This is a genomic window from Gluconobacter sp. P5E10 (genome assembly GCF_018812145.1).
In the GTDB taxonomy this organism is placed as follows: domain Bacteria; phylum Pseudomonadota; class Alphaproteobacteria; order Acetobacterales; family Acetobacteraceae; genus Gluconobacter; species Gluconobacter cerinus.
Window position 1 is genome coordinate 511,179 of the sequence record NZ_JACRVZ010000001.1, and the last position, 15,609, is coordinate 526,787.

The 15,609-nt window shown below is 54.5% G+C and carries 13 protein-coding genes, 1 tRNA gene and 1 pseudogene; 6 read left to right on the forward strand and 9 right to left on the reverse strand.

The window, feature by feature from the left end; all coding sequences use genetic code 11:
• Positions 1 to 55: 55 nt before the first annotated feature.
• The gene (locus KP707_RS02295) at positions 56 to 625 is read right to left on the reverse strand and encodes an NADPH-dependent FMN reductase (RefSeq protein ID WP_211502010.1); all 570 of its coding nucleotides are present in this window, start codon (positions 623 to 625) and stop codon (positions 56 to 58) included.
• Positions 626 to 702: 77 nt separating this feature from the next.
• Positions 703 to 1,896 carry a formaldehyde dehydrogenase, glutathione-independent gene (fdhA, locus tag KP707_RS02300; protein ID WP_211502011.1) on the reverse strand — a complete coding sequence of 398 codons (1,194 nt, stop codon included), beginning with the start codon at positions 1,894 to 1,896 and terminating at the stop codon, positions 703 to 705.
• A gap of 315 nt (positions 1,897 to 2,211) precedes the next feature.
• Here fdhA and KP707_RS02305 point away from each other — a divergent pair, with 315 nt between their 5' ends.
• Positions 2,212 to 3,024 carry a mechanosensitive ion channel family protein gene (locus tag KP707_RS02305; RefSeq protein ID WP_215751560.1) on the forward strand — a complete coding sequence of 271 codons (813 nt, stop codon included), beginning with the start codon at positions 2,212 to 2,214 and terminating at the stop codon, positions 3,022 to 3,024.
• Positions 3,025 to 3,303: 279 nt separating this feature from the next.
• Here KP707_RS02305 and KP707_RS02310 read toward each other — a convergent pair whose 3' ends face one another.
• From KP707_RS02310 to KP707_RS02330, 5 genes and pseudogenes are all read right to left on the reverse strand, one after another.
• On the reverse strand, positions 3,304 to 4,284 hold the full coding sequence (locus tag KP707_RS02310; RefSeq protein ID WP_211502012.1) for a GNAT family N-acetyltransferase: 981 nt from the start codon (positions 4,282 to 4,284) through the stop codon (positions 3,304 to 3,306).
• A gap of 301 nt (positions 4,285 to 4,585) precedes the next feature.
• A pseudogene (locus tag KP707_RS16695) lies at positions 4,586 to 5,258 on the reverse strand (IS5 family transposase).
• A 179-nt stretch (positions 5,259 to 5,437) separates the two neighbouring features.
• Positions 5,438 to 7,351, reverse strand: a complete 1,914-nt coding sequence (locus tag KP707_RS02320) for a hypothetical protein (RefSeq protein ID WP_211502013.1) — start codon at positions 7,349 to 7,351, stop codon at positions 5,438 to 5,440.
• Positions 7,352 to 7,607: 256 nt separating this feature from the next.
• Complete coding sequence (locus KP707_RS02325) at positions 7,608 to 7,919, reverse strand: hypothetical protein (protein WP_211502014.1); 312 nt, start codon at positions 7,917 to 7,919, stop codon at positions 7,608 to 7,610.
• 49 nt (positions 7,920 to 7,968) lie between these two features.
• Positions 7,969 to 8,169, reverse strand: a complete 201-nt coding sequence (locus tag KP707_RS02330) for a hypothetical protein (RefSeq protein ID WP_211502015.1) — start codon at positions 8,167 to 8,169, stop codon at positions 7,969 to 7,971.
• Between KP707_RS02330 and KP707_RS02335 the strand changes: the two genes are divergently transcribed.
• Together KP707_RS02335 and KP707_RS02340 are read left to right on the forward strand one after the other, a co-directional pair.
• Positions 8,158 to 8,568, forward strand: a complete 411-nt coding sequence (locus tag KP707_RS02335) for a hypothetical protein (protein ID WP_211506702.1) — start codon at positions 8,158 to 8,160, stop codon at positions 8,566 to 8,568. The two genes, KP707_RS02330 and KP707_RS02335, sit on opposite strands and share 12 nt — an antisense overlap.
• A complete protein-coding gene (locus KP707_RS02340) occupies positions 8,547 to 8,798 on the forward strand; it encodes a hypothetical protein (protein WP_007283724.1) in 252 nt (83 codons plus the stop codon). Before KP707_RS02335 ends, KP707_RS02340 begins: the two co-directional genes overlap by 22 nt.
• A gap of 522 nt (positions 8,799 to 9,320) precedes the next feature.
• Here the strand turns inward: KP707_RS02340 and KP707_RS02345 are convergent.
• Positions 9,321 to 9,397 (reverse strand) — tRNA-Arg (locus tag KP707_RS02345).
• A 62-nt stretch (positions 9,398 to 9,459) separates the two neighbouring features.
• Entirely contained in the window at positions 9,460 to 10,482 is a 1,023-nt protein-coding gene (locus KP707_RS02350) for an alpha/beta hydrolase (RefSeq protein WP_211502017.1), read from the reverse strand.
• A 50-nt stretch (positions 10,483 to 10,532) separates the two neighbouring features.
• Between KP707_RS02350 and polA the strand changes: the two genes are divergently transcribed.
• The 3 genes from polA to KP707_RS02365 are packed head-to-tail and all read left to right on the forward strand — an operon-like array spanning position 10,533 to position 15,595.
• Positions 10,533 to 13,322 (forward strand): DNA polymerase I, encoded by a 2,790-nt coding sequence (gene polA, locus KP707_RS02355; protein ID WP_215751558.1) that lies wholly within the window; start codon positions 10,533 to 10,535, stop codon positions 13,320 to 13,322.
• 14 nt (positions 13,323 to 13,336) lie between these two features.
• Positions 13,337 to 13,945 (forward strand): SCO family protein, encoded by a 609-nt coding sequence (locus KP707_RS02360; protein ID WP_064273936.1) that lies wholly within the window; start codon positions 13,337 to 13,339, stop codon positions 13,943 to 13,945.
• 6 nt (positions 13,946 to 13,951) lie between these two features.
• Complete coding sequence (locus tag KP707_RS02365) at positions 13,952 to 15,595, forward strand: ABC transporter substrate-binding protein (RefSeq protein WP_373687771.1); 1,644 nt, start codon at positions 13,952 to 13,954, stop codon at positions 15,593 to 15,595.
• The last annotated feature ends 14 nt before the right edge of the window (positions 15,596 to 15,609 follow it).

Consider the following 15,609-nt stretch of genomic DNA (forward strand, 5'->3'; position numbering starts at 1 on the left):
TGAAAAGCCCCGCATCAGGTTTCTGGTGCGGGGTTTTCTTTTACCTTCTGCGGGGTCAGTTCCTAAGCTTTCGAGCTAATGCAGCAAGGGCAACGATCTGGCCGGCAATGAACTTGCAGGTAGGTTCGTCAGTCAGTTTCAGCGTTTCCGGATCTACTTTCCCTGCGACCATGCCAATCATGACCTCTGGGCGGTTAAGAACAAAGGCGTCCAGAAACACCATATTCTGTCGGAGGTTGTATTGCGCTCTGGCCCCTCCGATCATGCCGGGGGACGCCGTCTGGATGGCGACAGGTTTTCCACTAAAAGGTTGAGGCGCTACGCGGGAGAGCCAGTCGATGGCGTTCTTCAGTACGCCGGGAATGGAATAATTATATTCCGGGGTCACGATAATGACGCCGTCTGCAGCCTGGATCTGTTCCGCCATGGCCAGAACGGGGGGCGGAAAGCCTGCGTCCTGAAGATCCGCGTTGTAATGGGGAAAGTGTCCGATTGATCCGAGCGGGGTAATGGAAACCCCTTCGGGCGCAAGTTCGGGCAAGGCGCGCGCAACCGACGCGTTAAAGGAGGCTTTGCGGAGGCTTCCGAGCAGGGTGACGAAATGTAGAGGCGTGTCGTTGGGCATGGACTGGTCTCCGTCGAAGAGTCGCATTTCCTGTTGTCATGACCCAACAGGGAACGGGTCATGACACAAAGCAGGAGTCAGGCTGCGTTTTTCAGCATTCCATGAGGATCGAGAACGAACTTGCGCGGAGCGCCGTTGTCGAAGTCATGGTAGCCGCGTGGTGCGTCTTCCAGTGAAATCACAGTGGCGTTGACGATATCTGCGATGGGCAGGCGTCCATGCAAAATGGCCTGCATCAGTTGCCGGTTATATCGAAGAACAGGGGTCTGGCCGGTGTGGAAAGACTGGCTTTTGGCCCAACCCTGACCCAACCGGAGTGTCAGGTTGCCTTTCTGCGCCGCAGATTCATGAGCGCCCGGATCTTCCGTTACGTACAGGCCCGGAATACCGATGGCACCGGCTGGACGGGTGACTTCCATGGCCTGATTGAGGATGACGGCTGGTTGTTCCTTTCCGTCATATCCCTTGGCCTCGAAACCGACGGCATCGATGAAGCTGTCGACTTCCGGTGTCCCGATGACCTGTTCGATAAGGTCTCCGAGCCGGTCATGGTTCTGGAGGTTGATAGGTTCAAACCCGACTGCCTTCGCGTGGGCGAGGCGCTCAGGATTGAAATCGCCGATCATGACAACAGCCGCGCCAAGAATGCGCGCCGACGCGGCCGCTGCCATGCCGACGGGGCCTGCTCCTGCGATATAGACCGTTGATCCCACACCTACCTTGGCATTGATGGCGCCATGAAAGCCGGTGGGGAGAATGTCGGTCAGCATTGTGAGGTCTCTGATGTGCTCAAGTGCCTGAGCCTTGTCAGGGAAGCGCAGCAGATTGAAGTCGGCATAAGGGACCATGACGTAGCGGGCTTGCCCGCCGATCCATCCGCCCATATCCACATAGCCATAGGCGCCGCCCGCGCGGCTCGCATTGACTGTCAGGCACACGCCCGTGTGTTGTTCCCGGCAGCATCGGCATCGGCCACAGGCGACGTTGAACGGAACGGAGACCAGATCGCCCTTGCGGACCATCTCGACATCCGATCCGGTTTCGATGACTTCGCCGGTAATTTCATGGCCGAGAACCAGCCCGGATGGCGCTGTTGTACGGCCCCGAACCATATGCTGGTCGGAGCCGCAGATATTGGTGGAGACGACCTTGAGAATGACGCCGTGGTCAATCTTCCGGCCATCGGGTGTTTCCATTCTGGGGTCGTCGATCCGCTGGACTTCAACATGATTGGGGCCGAGATAAACGACCCCTCTGTTTTCGTCAGACATGGCTTCTCTCCAGGTTCGGGCAGCGGCCATCCCTTGCGGCCGGGGTCGCCCGGCACGACGAAATGTTGTCGTACAAGGGCCTCAACGTTCGCCGCGTGTTCTGGAACCGTGACATAGGGCTACAGACGCGCCTCTCGCTCGAACGTGATGGAAATTTCTATCCTTTGCCTAAGGCTACCTTCTGAGCCGGATGATTTGTGGACTAAGAGGCGACCAACTTTTCAAGCCAGACTTGAAGCCGCCCATGGAAGCCCACTACCCTGTGAGCCATCTGTAGGCACGGCTGTGCCAACTGAACGAGCGACAGAGGGGTTCATGGAAAATCACGTCAATACATTGTGGGGACAGTTTTATGGCTGGCTTCCCACTCTTCTGAGTTACGTCGGGCAGCTTGTTCTGGCGATTATCGTGCTGTTGGTGGGTTGGTCCATCATCAACATGATCACGCGCGGCATGGGCCGCATGATGGCTGCCAGCAACATTGAGCCGACCCTCCGGGGCTTTCTGCTCAGTGTCGTCGGGCTGCTGCTGAAGGCGCTTCTGCTAATCAGCGTTGCTTCGATGGTTGGCATTGCAACGACGTCCTTCGTCGCTGTTCTGGGTGCGGCTGGCCTGGCTGTTGGCATGGCTCTTCAGGGTAGTCTTGCTAACTTTGCGGGCGGCGTGCTGATCCTGCTGTTCCGTCCGTTCAAGGTGGGTGATTCCATTACCGCAGCGGGCAATACCGGAACGGTTGTTTCGATCGAGATGTTCCGCACCGTGCTGCAGGATGCCAGCAATGACATCGTCTATGTGCCGAACGGGACGCTCTCGAACAATGTTGTCATCAACAACTCGCAGTCAGAGCGACTTCTGGCGTCGGTCAGTCTGCTGATTGATTACAACGACGATATCGACAAGGCTCGTGCACTGCTTCTGGGGCTGTTTGAAAATGACGCTCTGGTTCTCAAAACGCCCGCGCCATCCGTTTCGTTTCTGCCTCGTCCGGCCAATGTCGCCGTGACGCTGGGCTTCTGGTGCGCACCGGGTAACGTAACGCCGCTGGTTGCCAAGTATTCTGAAGCATCCATTCAGGCGCTGAAGAAAGAAGGCTTCCGTCTGGGTGTTACGGCCCGCACTGCTGCTTGAACCTTTTCGAGGCCTGTCCAGGATTATGCTGGGCAGGCCGCGTTATGGTCTTTGGAGCGTGTTCCATTAAGAACGCAGCGCCGTTGTTCTCCTCAGGAAAACTCACTCGGTTTAAGACGGCGATTTCTGAAATTGGTGTGTGGACCCGACGTACTAGATAAAGTCTTTAAAAACAGTTTCTTATCGGGTCAAACCATCAAATTTCTATCGCGGACAAGCAACGCGTAAAACGTTGGGTGTCAAACCTAAATCTTGATCTCGAGTGTTCATTTCCGGGCTTCAGGATGCCAATTTATTTTTCCAGCTATCTCTTAGAAAAATAAGAGTTGAATTGGCAGCACGCTCCCATTGATACCGAACTGACGATCCGATGACCTGTGGTCTGATAACGGGAGGTTGACCGAAGCTGGCAAGCATTTTTGCAGCACGAACAGATGCAAAACTATCAAAATCAAAAGTCAGGTTTTTGGACGCTGAGAGTTTCAGGGCTTCCCAGATCAGGAGCATGTTCGCGCCCGGCGTGGAAAAGGAACGGTCGCGCGCGGATTGCCAAAAGTAGAGATTTTTATCGTCCCAGATCAGGACACACGAAGACACCCTCTGATTTTTCTCACCATACGCACTTAAGACGCATGTTTGATTACGTAATAAGCAAGCCTCAAAAATCTTAGTCATTCTTGGGAAATCGTGACTGTTTTTCGAGTGTGGCTGGTCAATCAAAGACATCTGGATGAAGTCTTCAATATCTGTACTCTGAACAACATCTAGTTTTTGTGCTGCTGAACGAATGAGATTTCTCGTTTTCTGATCGCACTGTTCGAGAACGACACAAGGAGAGGTATTTTTGTCGACCCGGAATGTAAAAGCATTTCTGATTTGTAGCCCCGAGATAGAAAATGCGAAGGCAGCCTCGTCTGACGGGTCCAGACTGATTTTCAGATGATCGTATTTTGGCAGGGCTTCTATGAGCTCAGAAACGATGTTTCTTATTTTTTGAGATCGACGAAACGCTTTTGAGGCAGGAAGAAAAAACCGAGGCCCTAAAGTACGCGTGTAGGGCGGTGGGATGATATACTTCATCCCGAAATGCGTTTTTTTGTAAAAACTGAAATCAGAAACAATTGCGCCGTTGTTTTTAATTTCAATTCTGTCGCATTGGTCATCAGTGGCCGCCGAAAGCCACCAGTTTTCATGAAAAATCGAATGCTCTGAGGGGAGAGACGACGGAGCGAACTGAAGGGGAGATGTAAGCATCTTCATACTGTGACTCGAGCTGTAGGCTCGGTACTTATTTCTCAACCCGACAAAAAGTAACAGACAGTTTCATATAAAAAATAATTATGCCAAATTTCACTTGGTGGAAGAGTGATTCGTGCCAACCACAAGACAACCAGTATGGTCGAAAAAGATGGCAAGAGCATTTCACGCAGGAGGAGGGAATTTTGACCAACCTTTTGGACGGCTGATCAGCAGCCACAGTATTTCTCAGCGCGAAAGCCAAAAATTTCATCAGAGGCTATGGCAGCCACGGATGCGATCACCGCGTGGTTTGGGATTGGTGTCATCTTTCCGTCTTCCAGAGCCTTAGGCTCAGGATGCATAGCCAAAACATGACGGTTGCGGCGAGGCAGATGGCTGAGAAGACGACGGTCGGGCATCTGTCGTAGCGGGTTGCGACCCGCCGCCGGTCCTTGAGCTTTCCGAACATCATTTCGATACGGTTTGCGGCGTTTGTATTTCCGCCTGTCGTATTTGACAGTTCTTCCGCTGGACCTCTGTCTTGGAATGCAGGGCTTTATCTCTTTCTGTTCTAGGCATACCCAGAACCAGTCGGCGTCATGACCCCAGTCTCCCAGCATCTATTGTGCAGCAAGAAGGTTGTCCAGCAGAGCAGAGGCGCCGGCATAATCACTATCGGTCCCGCTCTCATGAAGAAGCCCAGCAGTCGTCCATTCTGATCGGTGGTCGCATGCAACTTCGTGGTCATGCCGCCGTTGGTTTTTCCGATTGGTCGTCTTGGCCCCCCTTTTTAGCCGCAGGCTCAAAGCGGTACGGTGTGCCTTGAGATACAATAGCATCAATCATGATTGTCTGGGGCTCTGCATTTCCGGCAGCCAGACTGTTTATCTTCATCCCTATGGTGCTTATCAACGCGGGGTCTGTCGTGACTCTTTGGCAAGAGGGGGCGCAGACGGATCCATTTGGTCGTCCGTCAGCCAGTACAAGTTGCTTATCTCCAGTCTTCTCACAAAGCCTGAAGGAAAATTCCCATACTTAATCAATGGGTTCTGAGCAAACGCGTCAGACAAATCAACAGTAGCAGGGAAACAGGGGGCCAGAGTTTAGTCTTCAAACATACGAAACTGCCTCGAGGGCGGTTTGCAATACGGTGACGGGCATAACTTGCACTCATTCAGTGCGTGAGCGGCGCACCATTCGCGAACCAGCGCTTCTGCATAGTGCAGTAGGCAATTACACCAGTTCCAGCCCCTGCAGCTTCTCCTGTATTCCGACCGTCCGTGACGAAAACAGACGATGCAGGAACGCAGGAACCGTCCGGATGCAACATTGTGGAGAAGGTGAATTGGGCCAGCGAAAACCCACCAGACCTTACAGCCAAATCCCCTTTGGTATCATTGGCGAGATAAACAACTTGCTCCGGACCGGCAGGATCATTTGCGCCGAATGAAATATAACTGGTCCCGAACATATTTATGGCACCAGAAGTAGTTCTATCATTTCCTGAAGAATCTATTGCATGATGCATATGGATATTTTGTTCCGAACTTGAAATTTCTTTTGATACAGTTATTTCTTCAAGACCTTGATTGCCAAATCCAACGCTTATCGTCTGGTTGTTCCCAAGGCCAGACCAGAGGTTATTGCTTCCGAAAATATGACCATCGGTTTCGTTTTTATATCCACCAGAAGCCCAGCATCTATTGTCGGAAATTAACATATTGTCTCCTCCGCCGGTTTTTGGGAACAGGTCAAAACAGGGTATGCTTGAACTCGGGGACAGGCCGGTTATGTTATTACCAGTCGCGACGACAGCCCCCCCTAGTACGATTGGTGATGTCGTCTGTCCTTTCCGATACCCGTCGATCGTATTCCCGATAACTGTGCCACCGAATTGCCCAAGTGCGTGGATAGCTGCCCAGTTGGAAGCTACTCCTACTGATGGGGTATCGAAGTTTGTGTTGATGATGTGGAACAGGCCCAGGTTATCCGCGCTAATGCCACCGAGATACCCTTCGAGATAGCTGTTTCGCACTTCTAACGCTTCACTATAGTTCTGCGGGCTACCATCCTTGGCTCCGATAGCCTGAACACCCCATCCACGAGATTCCAGCGTTGCAAAATTATCCAGACGTACGCCCTGTACAGCGTTTCCTATGTATGCGCCTGTGCCATATACAACTGTCGCACCACTTACTGTGTTATTCGCACTGAACTTAGTCTGGGCCGCTGTCCACCCCGGCTTCCATGTGCCTTCGATATAAATGCCATATGAATTAGCGCCATTAGATATCGAGCTATCAGCATCGATATGCACATTATTGATGCGCTGCTGAGACGTGTTTAGTAGGGCTATTCCAATATGAAATCCCGAAATACTGACGTTATCGATAATACCACGGAATTTTCCGCCGTTGATGCTGATGGCCGTCCCTGAAAAATTATTGGCGGCTTTAATGATCATCATATTGCGCATGTCGAAACGAATACGCCCAAAATCCGTATCAGAAAGATTCTCCCCTGCCAGCGTAAAGACGTCGCTGTCCGCCGTATCGATAAACACTGTACTGTTTCCGATGAGGGTAAATGCCGTGGCGGAGGGTGGAATGACGATCGGCGCGGAAATCAGGCACTGGCCCCCATGAAAATTAATCGGAGATCCTAGCCTTGCTGCGACGTTAACAGCCATCTGGATCGCGGCAGTGTCATCCGTTCCAGAAACAGCATGTGTTGCTGTATTCAGAGACGCATTGCATTTAATTCCAAAGTCGTGACTGTTGACGATATCGGAAAAATGCTCGGCAGTCGTTCGGGCCAGTGGCGCACCGGCAGCCTTAATGACAGAACCAGTCACGTCTAGACCTGTCGCTGTACCCCCCTGGATTTCCGGATTTTGCATCTGCCCGTTGAGTGCATCCACTTTCCTGCCAATACTGGCGGCAACGTCTGGAGAGCCAACAATGTCTCCCGGATTCCGGGCCTGAGTATAAGATCGCCAGTTCGGTACGAAATTGGCGGGATTGGCCATTGCCTGCCCCATGCAAGGCAGCAATAAGGCAGAGATGAAAATTGCATAAGCGTGTTTCATGCTACAGGCTTTCCTTATCGCGCAACTGCTGCTTTGAAATGCAGGGTATTGGCTCGTTCGTTGGCCTTGCCCACTGCTATATTATACACACATTTGTGAAGCGAACTTATGTCCATGGAGGGCGTTCTAGGCCGGAAGCAGCCCGCGGTTGCACCAGCATTTGATGCGAGCCGTGGCAGAATTTTAGGCATCACATTGGTAATCATCCGATCAGCGTTTGGCGTCAGATTGCCAATAAGCCCGTGGATAACCTTGGCTACAGTGCTTTGTGATAGATTATTGAGCCGTGCTTCCAGCAATTATCATGCGTCAGAGGCTCTATCTGGGTAAGCCCACGAGCGGGGCCATATCTCGAGTTTGTCCGCTGCCGTTTATAGCGGAACTGGCTTTCTACCATGGGAACTCCGAGCATCAGATTGATAGCGGCGAGGCTGGCGAACTGACTTTCCATGGCCGTCAGCACAATCAGGCTGAAGGCGGTGGGCATATCCAGCACATTAATGCGGGCCTGCGGATCCTCCGTGGTACCGGACCAAGCGTCATAAACGCGTGCCATTCGGGGCCGCATAATAGCGATCCGGATAGGCGGCCTTGATGGCCTCTAGAGCAGTGGTTATTTATTTGTGTACGATTGCAAATACCGTGATGTCTGTTGTGCCGCCGCCGTTGATCCACAACGTAAAGCCGCCTGCATCGGCATTGACCTCCCTGCAGTTCGCGTCGCTCGCACTGGCGTTCTGCGCCACCACCTGCGGCGTATCCGAGAAGCCGGACGAGAACGTCACGTGGCTTTGAGACGCGACCCCATGGACGATCATGCGAACAATCTTGTCCGTCTTGGGGAGCTGCAGATCGTCAGTGAAGACAAAGCCACGGCCGTTCCAGTTGATGGCGCTGGAAGATACGGAGAAAAAGGCATTCCCCGACCCGTCATAGGCCATGGCGTTTCCGTCTGGCTGGAAGCTGAATTTTCCCCCGCCATACTGAACAGTCAGATAGCCATTGACGGTCTGGTTTTGGCTTGTGTCGCCCGCACGCAGAATCCGGGTATCTGCATTGGCGGCATTAATGCCACCAATCGCACGGACGGTCAGTTGCGTGGCTGTCTTGAGGGCAGGGGGCGTGATTCATGGCTTCACCCATGCGCCATCATCGGCCATCTTGCGCGCCTCACTATAAAACGGAGCGACGACACATGGCTGACGAATGGAAACTGAAGGAAGACGGAAACCTCGATATTTCGAGCGTAACGGGCTTTCGTACGGTGGTAATCCAGGACGGCGCTGTGGTGCTTCAGGTAAAAGCTGCAACATCCCCTGAACACTATCCTGCTGGTGATAAGCTCGAACAGTTCTCTCTTTCGCCGCAGACGGCGGCTGAATTAGGACGCGACCTGCTCGACGCTGCGCAGGTGCTTCTCCAAAAGCCTGAAGGCGAGATGCACTAAGGATTACAAGCAGGACTGCATCTTGCTGACGGTGGCATGAGCGGAGCTTACCCTTGAGGGTGTGAAGAATGCTCATGTCGAACCTTCATATAGATCTGGTCGTAGCTTTTTGGGGTGGCATACCTGTTGTTTTGGCTATTGCCAGAACTCGTCCCGGTGAGATTTTTTCCACGAGTACACAGACGGTGGTTTTGCTGTTTTATACGGCGCAGCGTCGCTCGATGTCCGCAAACACCTTCTACAATCAGTTTATTAACTGGTGCTCTCAGGTGCGGCCTTTGTCCGAATGCAATCCGCATGGTCTTCGCAAGGCGCAGGCCCGGAGGCTGGCTGTACAATGCACCAGATCGTCGCCATCACAGGGCATGGGAGTTTGGCCGAAGTAGCGCGCTATACGCGGGCCGCCGAGCCGGTTGAATTGGCACGTTCGGCAATGTCAAGGTTGAGGCGAAATGCCAAACCTGTCTTCGAAAGTGTCAAACCTGCCGAAAACTGGCGGCAGATAGCGATTTTTGAGATTGGTGGTGGACCCGACGCGATTCGAACGCGTGACCTTTGCCTTCGGAGGGCAACGCTCTATCCAGCTGAGCTACGGGTCCGTCGGGTCTCCAATAGACGGTTCAGGATAGGCTTGCCAAGCCCTTAGTAAAATTTTGTTTGTTCACGGTTGCGCGGTGGCTTTCCACAGGGCTGCCGCCACGTCTCCGCCAGATGGGAGGGCGCTTTCAGGCGTCAAAATCCATGAGGTGACGTCCTGTGCTGTCATCCGTTTATCCCGGCTCATCAGGTGGTGGGCCGTCGGAAATTCGTCCAGTCGTACTGAGCCGGGAAGGCGTTGCAACAGACGTGCTGTGTAAGGCGGAAGAACGAACTGGTCCCGACCACCGAAAATCATAAGCATGGGTGTCCTGACTCGTGATGCGGCATCGAAGGCGGTGGTCATGAGGTGGGTCAGGCCAAAAAGTGGATGAATGGTCGAACTATGCTGGGTCAGTGGGTCGAAATACATGCGTCGCAGGGCATGGATATTATCGCTCGCAACGCGCTCTCCGGGGACGGATGATCCATCCAGTTTCCAGTGGGGCGCGACTGTATCGAGGCCATCCAGAACGGTCTGCCAGGGCTCGCCGAGCTTCATGATGGCTGGTGCGAGAAGAATGGTTCCGGATAATTCCGGTGTCGGATTGGTCGCAAGAATCAGGGCGACGGCTCCCCCCATGCTTTCGCCCATGACATAGAGAGGCACGCCGGGATAACGGCTGCGGAGCCACGTAAGCTCTTCCCGCGTGTCCTGAATCATGCGCGCCGTGCTGCTCCAGCCACCTGCGTCCTGTGTGGCGCCGAACCCGCGCTGATCTGGGGAGACGATTTCAATACCGGCAGCGCTCAGGGGCGGTGCAAAGAATTCCCACGCATCCCGGCTGTCTCCGAAGCCATGAAGGGCCAGAACAACGGCCTTCAATGGGTGTATTGCGGGATAAATTCTTAAAGGAATGTGAGCACCATCCGACATGCTAAGCGTCACATCGGGAGGGATGAGGGCTGTTTCTTTCGCTCTCGGATGCAGGTCGGGCATTGGCCGGTGCGTGCAGGCACCAAGAAGCAGCGTGCAGGCCGTAAAGCAGGCCACGGTGCAGGAAAGACGCCACAGGCGGTTTGAAACGGATGGGAATGAGCCTATCATCGCGAAGATTTTAGAACGTCCGGCCCTTCCGGGCGAGAAGGGAGATATTCGTGCCGTCTGAAACGCCTCATCTGGTTCTGGTTGACGGGTCTGGGTTCATTTTCCGTGCGTTCCATGCCCTCCCGCCTATGAGCAGCCCGGACGGCGTGCCGGTCAATGCGGTTTACGGCTTCACGAATATGCTGACACGGTTGCTGCGCGATCATGTCGGTACGCATCTGGCCGTCATTTTCGATGCTGGTCGTCAGACGTTCCGCAACGAGATTTATCCTCAATACAAGGCGCATCGCCCTGAGCCGCCAGAAGACCTGCGCCCGCAGTTTGGTCTGATCCGGGATGCGACAGCGGCGTTCAATGTGCCGTCGATTGAACTGGCTGGCTGGGAAGCAGACGATCTGATCGCGAGTTATGCCAAGGCTGTTGTGGCGCAGGGTGGACGCTGCACGATCATCTCATCGGACAAGGATCTGATGCAGCTGATCTGTCCTGGCGTCGAACTGATGGACCCGATGAAGCAGAAGCCGATTCGGGAAGCGGAAGTTGAAGCCAAGTTCGGTGTGCGGCCAGATCAGGTCGTCGATGTTCAGGCCCTGATGGGGGACTCTACTGATAACGTGCCGGGGGTGCCGGGTATTGGCGCGAAGGGCGCGGCCCAGCTTATTAATGAATATGGCACGCTGGAAAAGGTTCTGGATGCTGCGGAGGGCATGAAAGCCTCTAAGCGCCGCCAGAACCTGATTGAATTTGCGGATGCCGCCCGGATGTCTCGCAAGCTGGTTCTGCTGGCCGATGATGTGCCGTTGCCGCAGCCGATTGAGGAACTGGGGTGCCGTGAGCCTGTTCAGGAAACGCTCCGGGACTGGCTCGACGCGATGGGCTTCCATTCCACGATCCAGCGTATGGGTTTGGGGTTGGCGGCACAGCCAAGGCCCACGCCGCGTCCCAAGGCAGCGCCAGCGGAGGGTGAAGCACCGACCGTGACGCTCTCTGAAGCGTCTTATGGACCGTATGAAACGGTTACAGATTTCGAGACGCTGGATCGGTGGATTGCCGAGGCGCGAACGGCTGGGGTTGTCGCCGTTGATACGGAGACGGACAGCCTCAATGCGCGTCAGGCCAATATGATCGGGCTGTCGCTGTCTGTTGCGCCGGGCAAGGCCTGTTATGTGCCGTTCCTGCATGAAGGCAAGCGGGATCTGTTGCAGGATGGGCCGGACGATCAGCCGACCGATCAGCAGCTTGATCGTGCTGCAACGCTGGAGCGTCTTGCCCCGCTGATGCGGGATGCGTCTGTCCTGAAGATCTTCCAGAACGCCAAATATGATCTGACGGTGTTCCGCAAAGCTGGTCTGCCTGAAATAACGCCGATCGACGATACGATGCTCATTTCCTATGCACAGTCTGCGGGAGAGCACGGGCAGGGCATGGATGAGCTGTCGCAGCTTCACCTTGGCCATACGCCGATCACGTATGATTCCGTAACGGGAACGGGGCGCAAACGCATTCCGTTCGCTGAAGTACCGCTGGATCAGGCGACGGCTTATGCAGCGGAAGATGCCGATGTCACGCTGCGGTTGTGGCAGGTTCTGCGTCCTCAGTTACGTCTTCGTCAGTCGCTGGCCCTCTATGAAGAAATCGAGCGCCCTTTGATTGAAGTCCTGACGGATATGGAAGATGTCGGGATCAAGGTGGATGCTGTTGAGCTGCGGCGTATGTCGGCCGATTTTGAAACGCGTATGGCGGTGATCGAGAAAGATATTCACGAGCAGGTTGGGCGCAGTTTCAATGTTGGATCGCCCAAGCAGCTTGGTGAGATTCTGTTCAACGAAATGGAGCTTCCGGGTGGGAAGCGGACCAAAAGCGGCTCATGGGGGACGGATTCCTCTGTCCTTGAGGGACTGGCGGAGCAGGGGCATGACCTACCGCAGAAGATCCTGTCCTGGCGGCAGTTGGCCAAGCTGAAATCCACGTATGCTGATGCGCTTGTTGAGCAGATGGATCAGGGAACGCAGCGCGTTCACACGTCCTTTCAGATGGCCATTACGACCACCGGGCGTCTGTCTTCCAATGAGCCGAACCTTCAGAACATCCCGATCCGGACGGAAGAAGGCGCGCTGATCCGTAAGGCTTTCGTGGCGGCTCCGGGGCATGTTCTGGTGTCTGCGGATTACAGCCAGATCGAACTGCGACTTCTGGCCCATGTGGCGAAGATCGAGCCTTTGCTGGAGGCGTTCCATCTTGGGCAGGACATTCATGCCCGCACGGCCTCCGAAGTGTTCGGTATTCCCATTGAAGGCATGGACTCTTTGACCCGTCGTCGGGCCAAGGCCATCAACTTCGGCATTATTTACGGGATTTCAGCGTTCGGTCTGGGGCGTCAGCTTCAGATTTCGCCGGGTGAAGCACGCTCTTATATTGATGCGTATTTTGCCCGCTATCCCGGTATTCGCGCCTATATGGACCGCACCAAGGAAGAGGCGAAAGAGCATGGCTACGTTCTGACGCCGTTTGGTCGCCGCTGTTATGTGCCGGGCATCAAGGACAAGAACGGCGCTCGTCGATCTTATGCTGAGCGTCAGGCGATCAATGCGCCGCTTCAGGGCGGTGCCGCTGACATTATCAAGCGCGCCATGGTGCGTCTGGCGAGAAAGCTGCCTGAGACGGGCCTGAAGGTGCAGATGCTGCTTCAGGTGCATGATGAACTGCTCTTCGAAGTTCAGGAGCAGGATGCGCAGGCATTGGCGGGTTTCGTCCGTCAGGAAATGGGAAGTGCTGCCAAGCTGGATGTGGCACTTGAGGTTGAAACCGGTATTGGCCCGAGCTGGGCTGACGCACACTGAGAGACTGAACGACCATGGAAACCCAACACGAACGCCGCAAGCGGATCAGCAATCGCATCATCTGGGGAGTGCTGGCAGTTGCGGCAGTTCTGGCCGGGGTCGGCTTCCAGTTGGCCTCTCATGGTGGACCGGGGCTGCTGGTACAGTCCAACGGAAATGAAGTTGGCGGCAGCTTCCGTCTTGATTCCCTTGGGGAAAGCACGGTGACGGAAGGAGACTTCCACGGGACCTGGGTTCTGGTGTGGTTCTTTGACACCAACTGCCCGGAAGATCGCTGCCAGCCGGTGCTGAAAAGCATGGAGCAGGCGTATCAGGCCCTTCACGCACAAGGCGTCCGTGTCTCTCCGCTTGCGGTGTCTCTGGACCCGTTTGATGAAAACGAAGCCCTCAGGAACTACGTCATTCCGGTCGCTCCCCATGTGATGCCGTTCACGGGTACGCCGAATATGATTAAGGCCATGACGGCTGAGTATCATGCCCCGGATCAGAAAGAGGGTGACCATTACGTTCCGGCTCCACGGATCGTTATCATGGATCCAAGCGCCCGCTATGCTGGTACAATCGATGCGACTGGCGATGCAGATGCGTTGATTGCCCGCCTTCGTCAGCTGTCAAAGCGCTAAATGGCAATGCGTGTCCCGGCCTTTCTCTTCGCTCTTTCACTTGGTGTGGCCGGGACGGGGTTTGCTCAGGAGCAAACACCTCCTGACTGGGATGGGCAGACGCTGGGCAGCCCGCATAGAGGTGGAACGCTTCGACTCACCGCTGATGGTCCCGGTGGGACATTAGATCCGCAGGTTAATTACGGCACGCAGTACATGCAGGTGTTCGTCAATATGTACGATCCCCTGCTGACGTTCAGAGAGGCGCGTGGCCCTACCGGGCTAGAGGTCGTTCCCGATCTTGCGGACGCTATGCCGACTATCAGCCCTGATGGGCTGACATGGACACTCCATTTACGGTCCGGTCTGAAGTTTTCGGATGGATCGCCGGTTCGTGTTGAAGACGTGGTTGCGTCTTTTCGTCGGATCTATCGGGTCGGCAGCCCGACGGCAGCCTCATTTTACGGCGGAATTGTCGGTGCGAAAGAGTGCCTGGATGCGCCGGACCACTGCACGTTGCCGGGTGTGGAAGGGCGCCCAGACGGAACAATCGTATTCCATCTAGCTCATCCGGATGGAGAGTTTCTCTATAAGCTTGCGTTCCCTCACGCAGTTATTCTGCCTGCGTCAGTGTCTGTGCACGATGTGGGGAATGAGACCGTGCCGGGTACAGGGCCTTATCGGATCACGCATTACGATCCCGAGCATGGCATTGTGCTGGAACGAAACTCCCACTTTCATGTCTGGAACCCACAGGCCCAGACAGACGGGTTTGCTGACCGCATCGAGTATAATTTCGGTCTCTCTGACGAGGCGCAGATTACTGCGGTCGAGCAGGGCCAATATGACTGGATGCTCGATGCCAAGCCCTCTGACCGATTGGGTGAACTCGGCGCGAAATACACCTCGCAGGTTCATATAGAGCCGCTGCTGGGGCTGTATTATCTGGCTATGAATTTGCACGAAAAGCCGTTCACAGATCAGCGGGTTCGTCAGGCTGTCAGTATGGCTGTGAATCGGCATGCCATGACGATTTTGTTCGGTGGTGGCGCGATTTCCGAACCTCTTTGTCAGATGGTTCCACACGGCATACCAGGCGCTGATCTTGGTCTTTCGTGCCCACAGGACCTGGAGAGAGCCAGAAAGTTTGTGCGTGAGGCCGGTGAAGAGGGAGCGACCGTAACGCTGGTGGTTCCCAACCGGGCCGTTGAGCTTGGAATGGGAACATATCTGCGAAATGTACTTCAGCAGATCGGTTTCAAGGCACAACTCCGTCCCATAACAGCTGGACTGGCAGAGTCCTACGAACAGAATACAGCCAACCATGTGCAGATTAGTCTGTCTTACTGGTTCGCAGATTATCCCTCAGCATCGACGTTTCTTGATGATCTGTTTGGGTGCGATAATTACCATCCGAACTCAGCCATTTCGCCTAATTTTACGGGTTTTTGTGACCAGCATGTTCAGTCTCTTTTTGAACGTGCCAAAACCCAGACAGATCCAGCTTTAGCAGCACCGATCTGGCAGGATGCTGGTCATGAGATCATGAGGCAAATGCCCGGTGCCCCCATGATCCAGATGAAGACAATCGACTTTGTGTCAAAGAGGCTTGGGAATTACTACTCGACGCTTCTCAGCCACATGCTGTTCTCTCACGTCTGGGTAAAATAAGGCCGCGTGTCGGA

Excerpts from the sequence above, each read along its gene's own strand:
- KP707_RS02335 (WP_211506702.1), top strand. The coding sequence starts at position 8,158 with ATGGACGATCATGCGAACAATCTTGTCCGTCTTGGGGAGCTGCAGATC.
- KP707_RS02330 (WP_211502015.1), bottom strand. The coding sequence starts at position 8,169 with ATGATCGTCCATGGGGTCGCGTCTCAAAGCCACGTGACGTTCTCGTCC.
- KP707_RS02320 (WP_211502013.1), bottom strand. The coding sequence starts at position 7,351 with ATGAAACACGCTTATGCAATTTTCATCTCTGCCTTATTGCTGCCTTGC.
- fdhA (WP_211502011.1), bottom strand. The coding sequence starts at position 1,896 with ATGTCTGACGAAAACAGAGGGGTCGTTTATCTCGGCCCCAATCATGTT.
- KP707_RS02340 (WP_007283724.1), top strand. The coding sequence starts at position 8,547 with ATGGCTGACGAATGGAAACTGAAGGAAGACGGAAACCTCGATATTTCG.
- KP707_RS02350 (WP_211502017.1), bottom strand. The coding sequence starts at position 10,482 with ATGATAGGCTCATTCCCATCCGTTTCAAACCGCCTGTGGCGTCTTTCC.
- KP707_RS02305 (WP_215751560.1), top strand. The coding sequence starts at position 2,212 with ATGGAAAATCACGTCAATACATTGTGGGGACAGTTTTATGGCTGGCTT.
- KP707_RS02365 (WP_373687771.1), top strand. The coding sequence starts at position 13,952 with ATGCGTGTCCCGGCCTTTCTCTTCGCTCTTTCACTTGGTGTGGCCGGG.
- KP707_RS02295 (WP_211502010.1), bottom strand. The coding sequence starts at position 625 with ATGCCCAACGACACGCCTCTACATTTCGTCACCCTGCTCGGAAGCCTC.
- KP707_RS02360 (WP_064273936.1), top strand. The coding sequence starts at position 13,337 with ATGGAAACCCAACACGAACGCCGCAAGCGGATCAGCAATCGCATCATC.
- KP707_RS02325 (WP_211502014.1), bottom strand. The coding sequence starts at position 7,919 with ATGCGGCCCCGAATGGCACGCGTTTATGACGCTTGGTCCGGTACCACG.
- KP707_RS02310 (WP_211502012.1), bottom strand. The coding sequence starts at position 4,284 with ATGAAGATGCTTACATCTCCCCTTCAGTTCGCTCCGTCGTCTCTCCCC.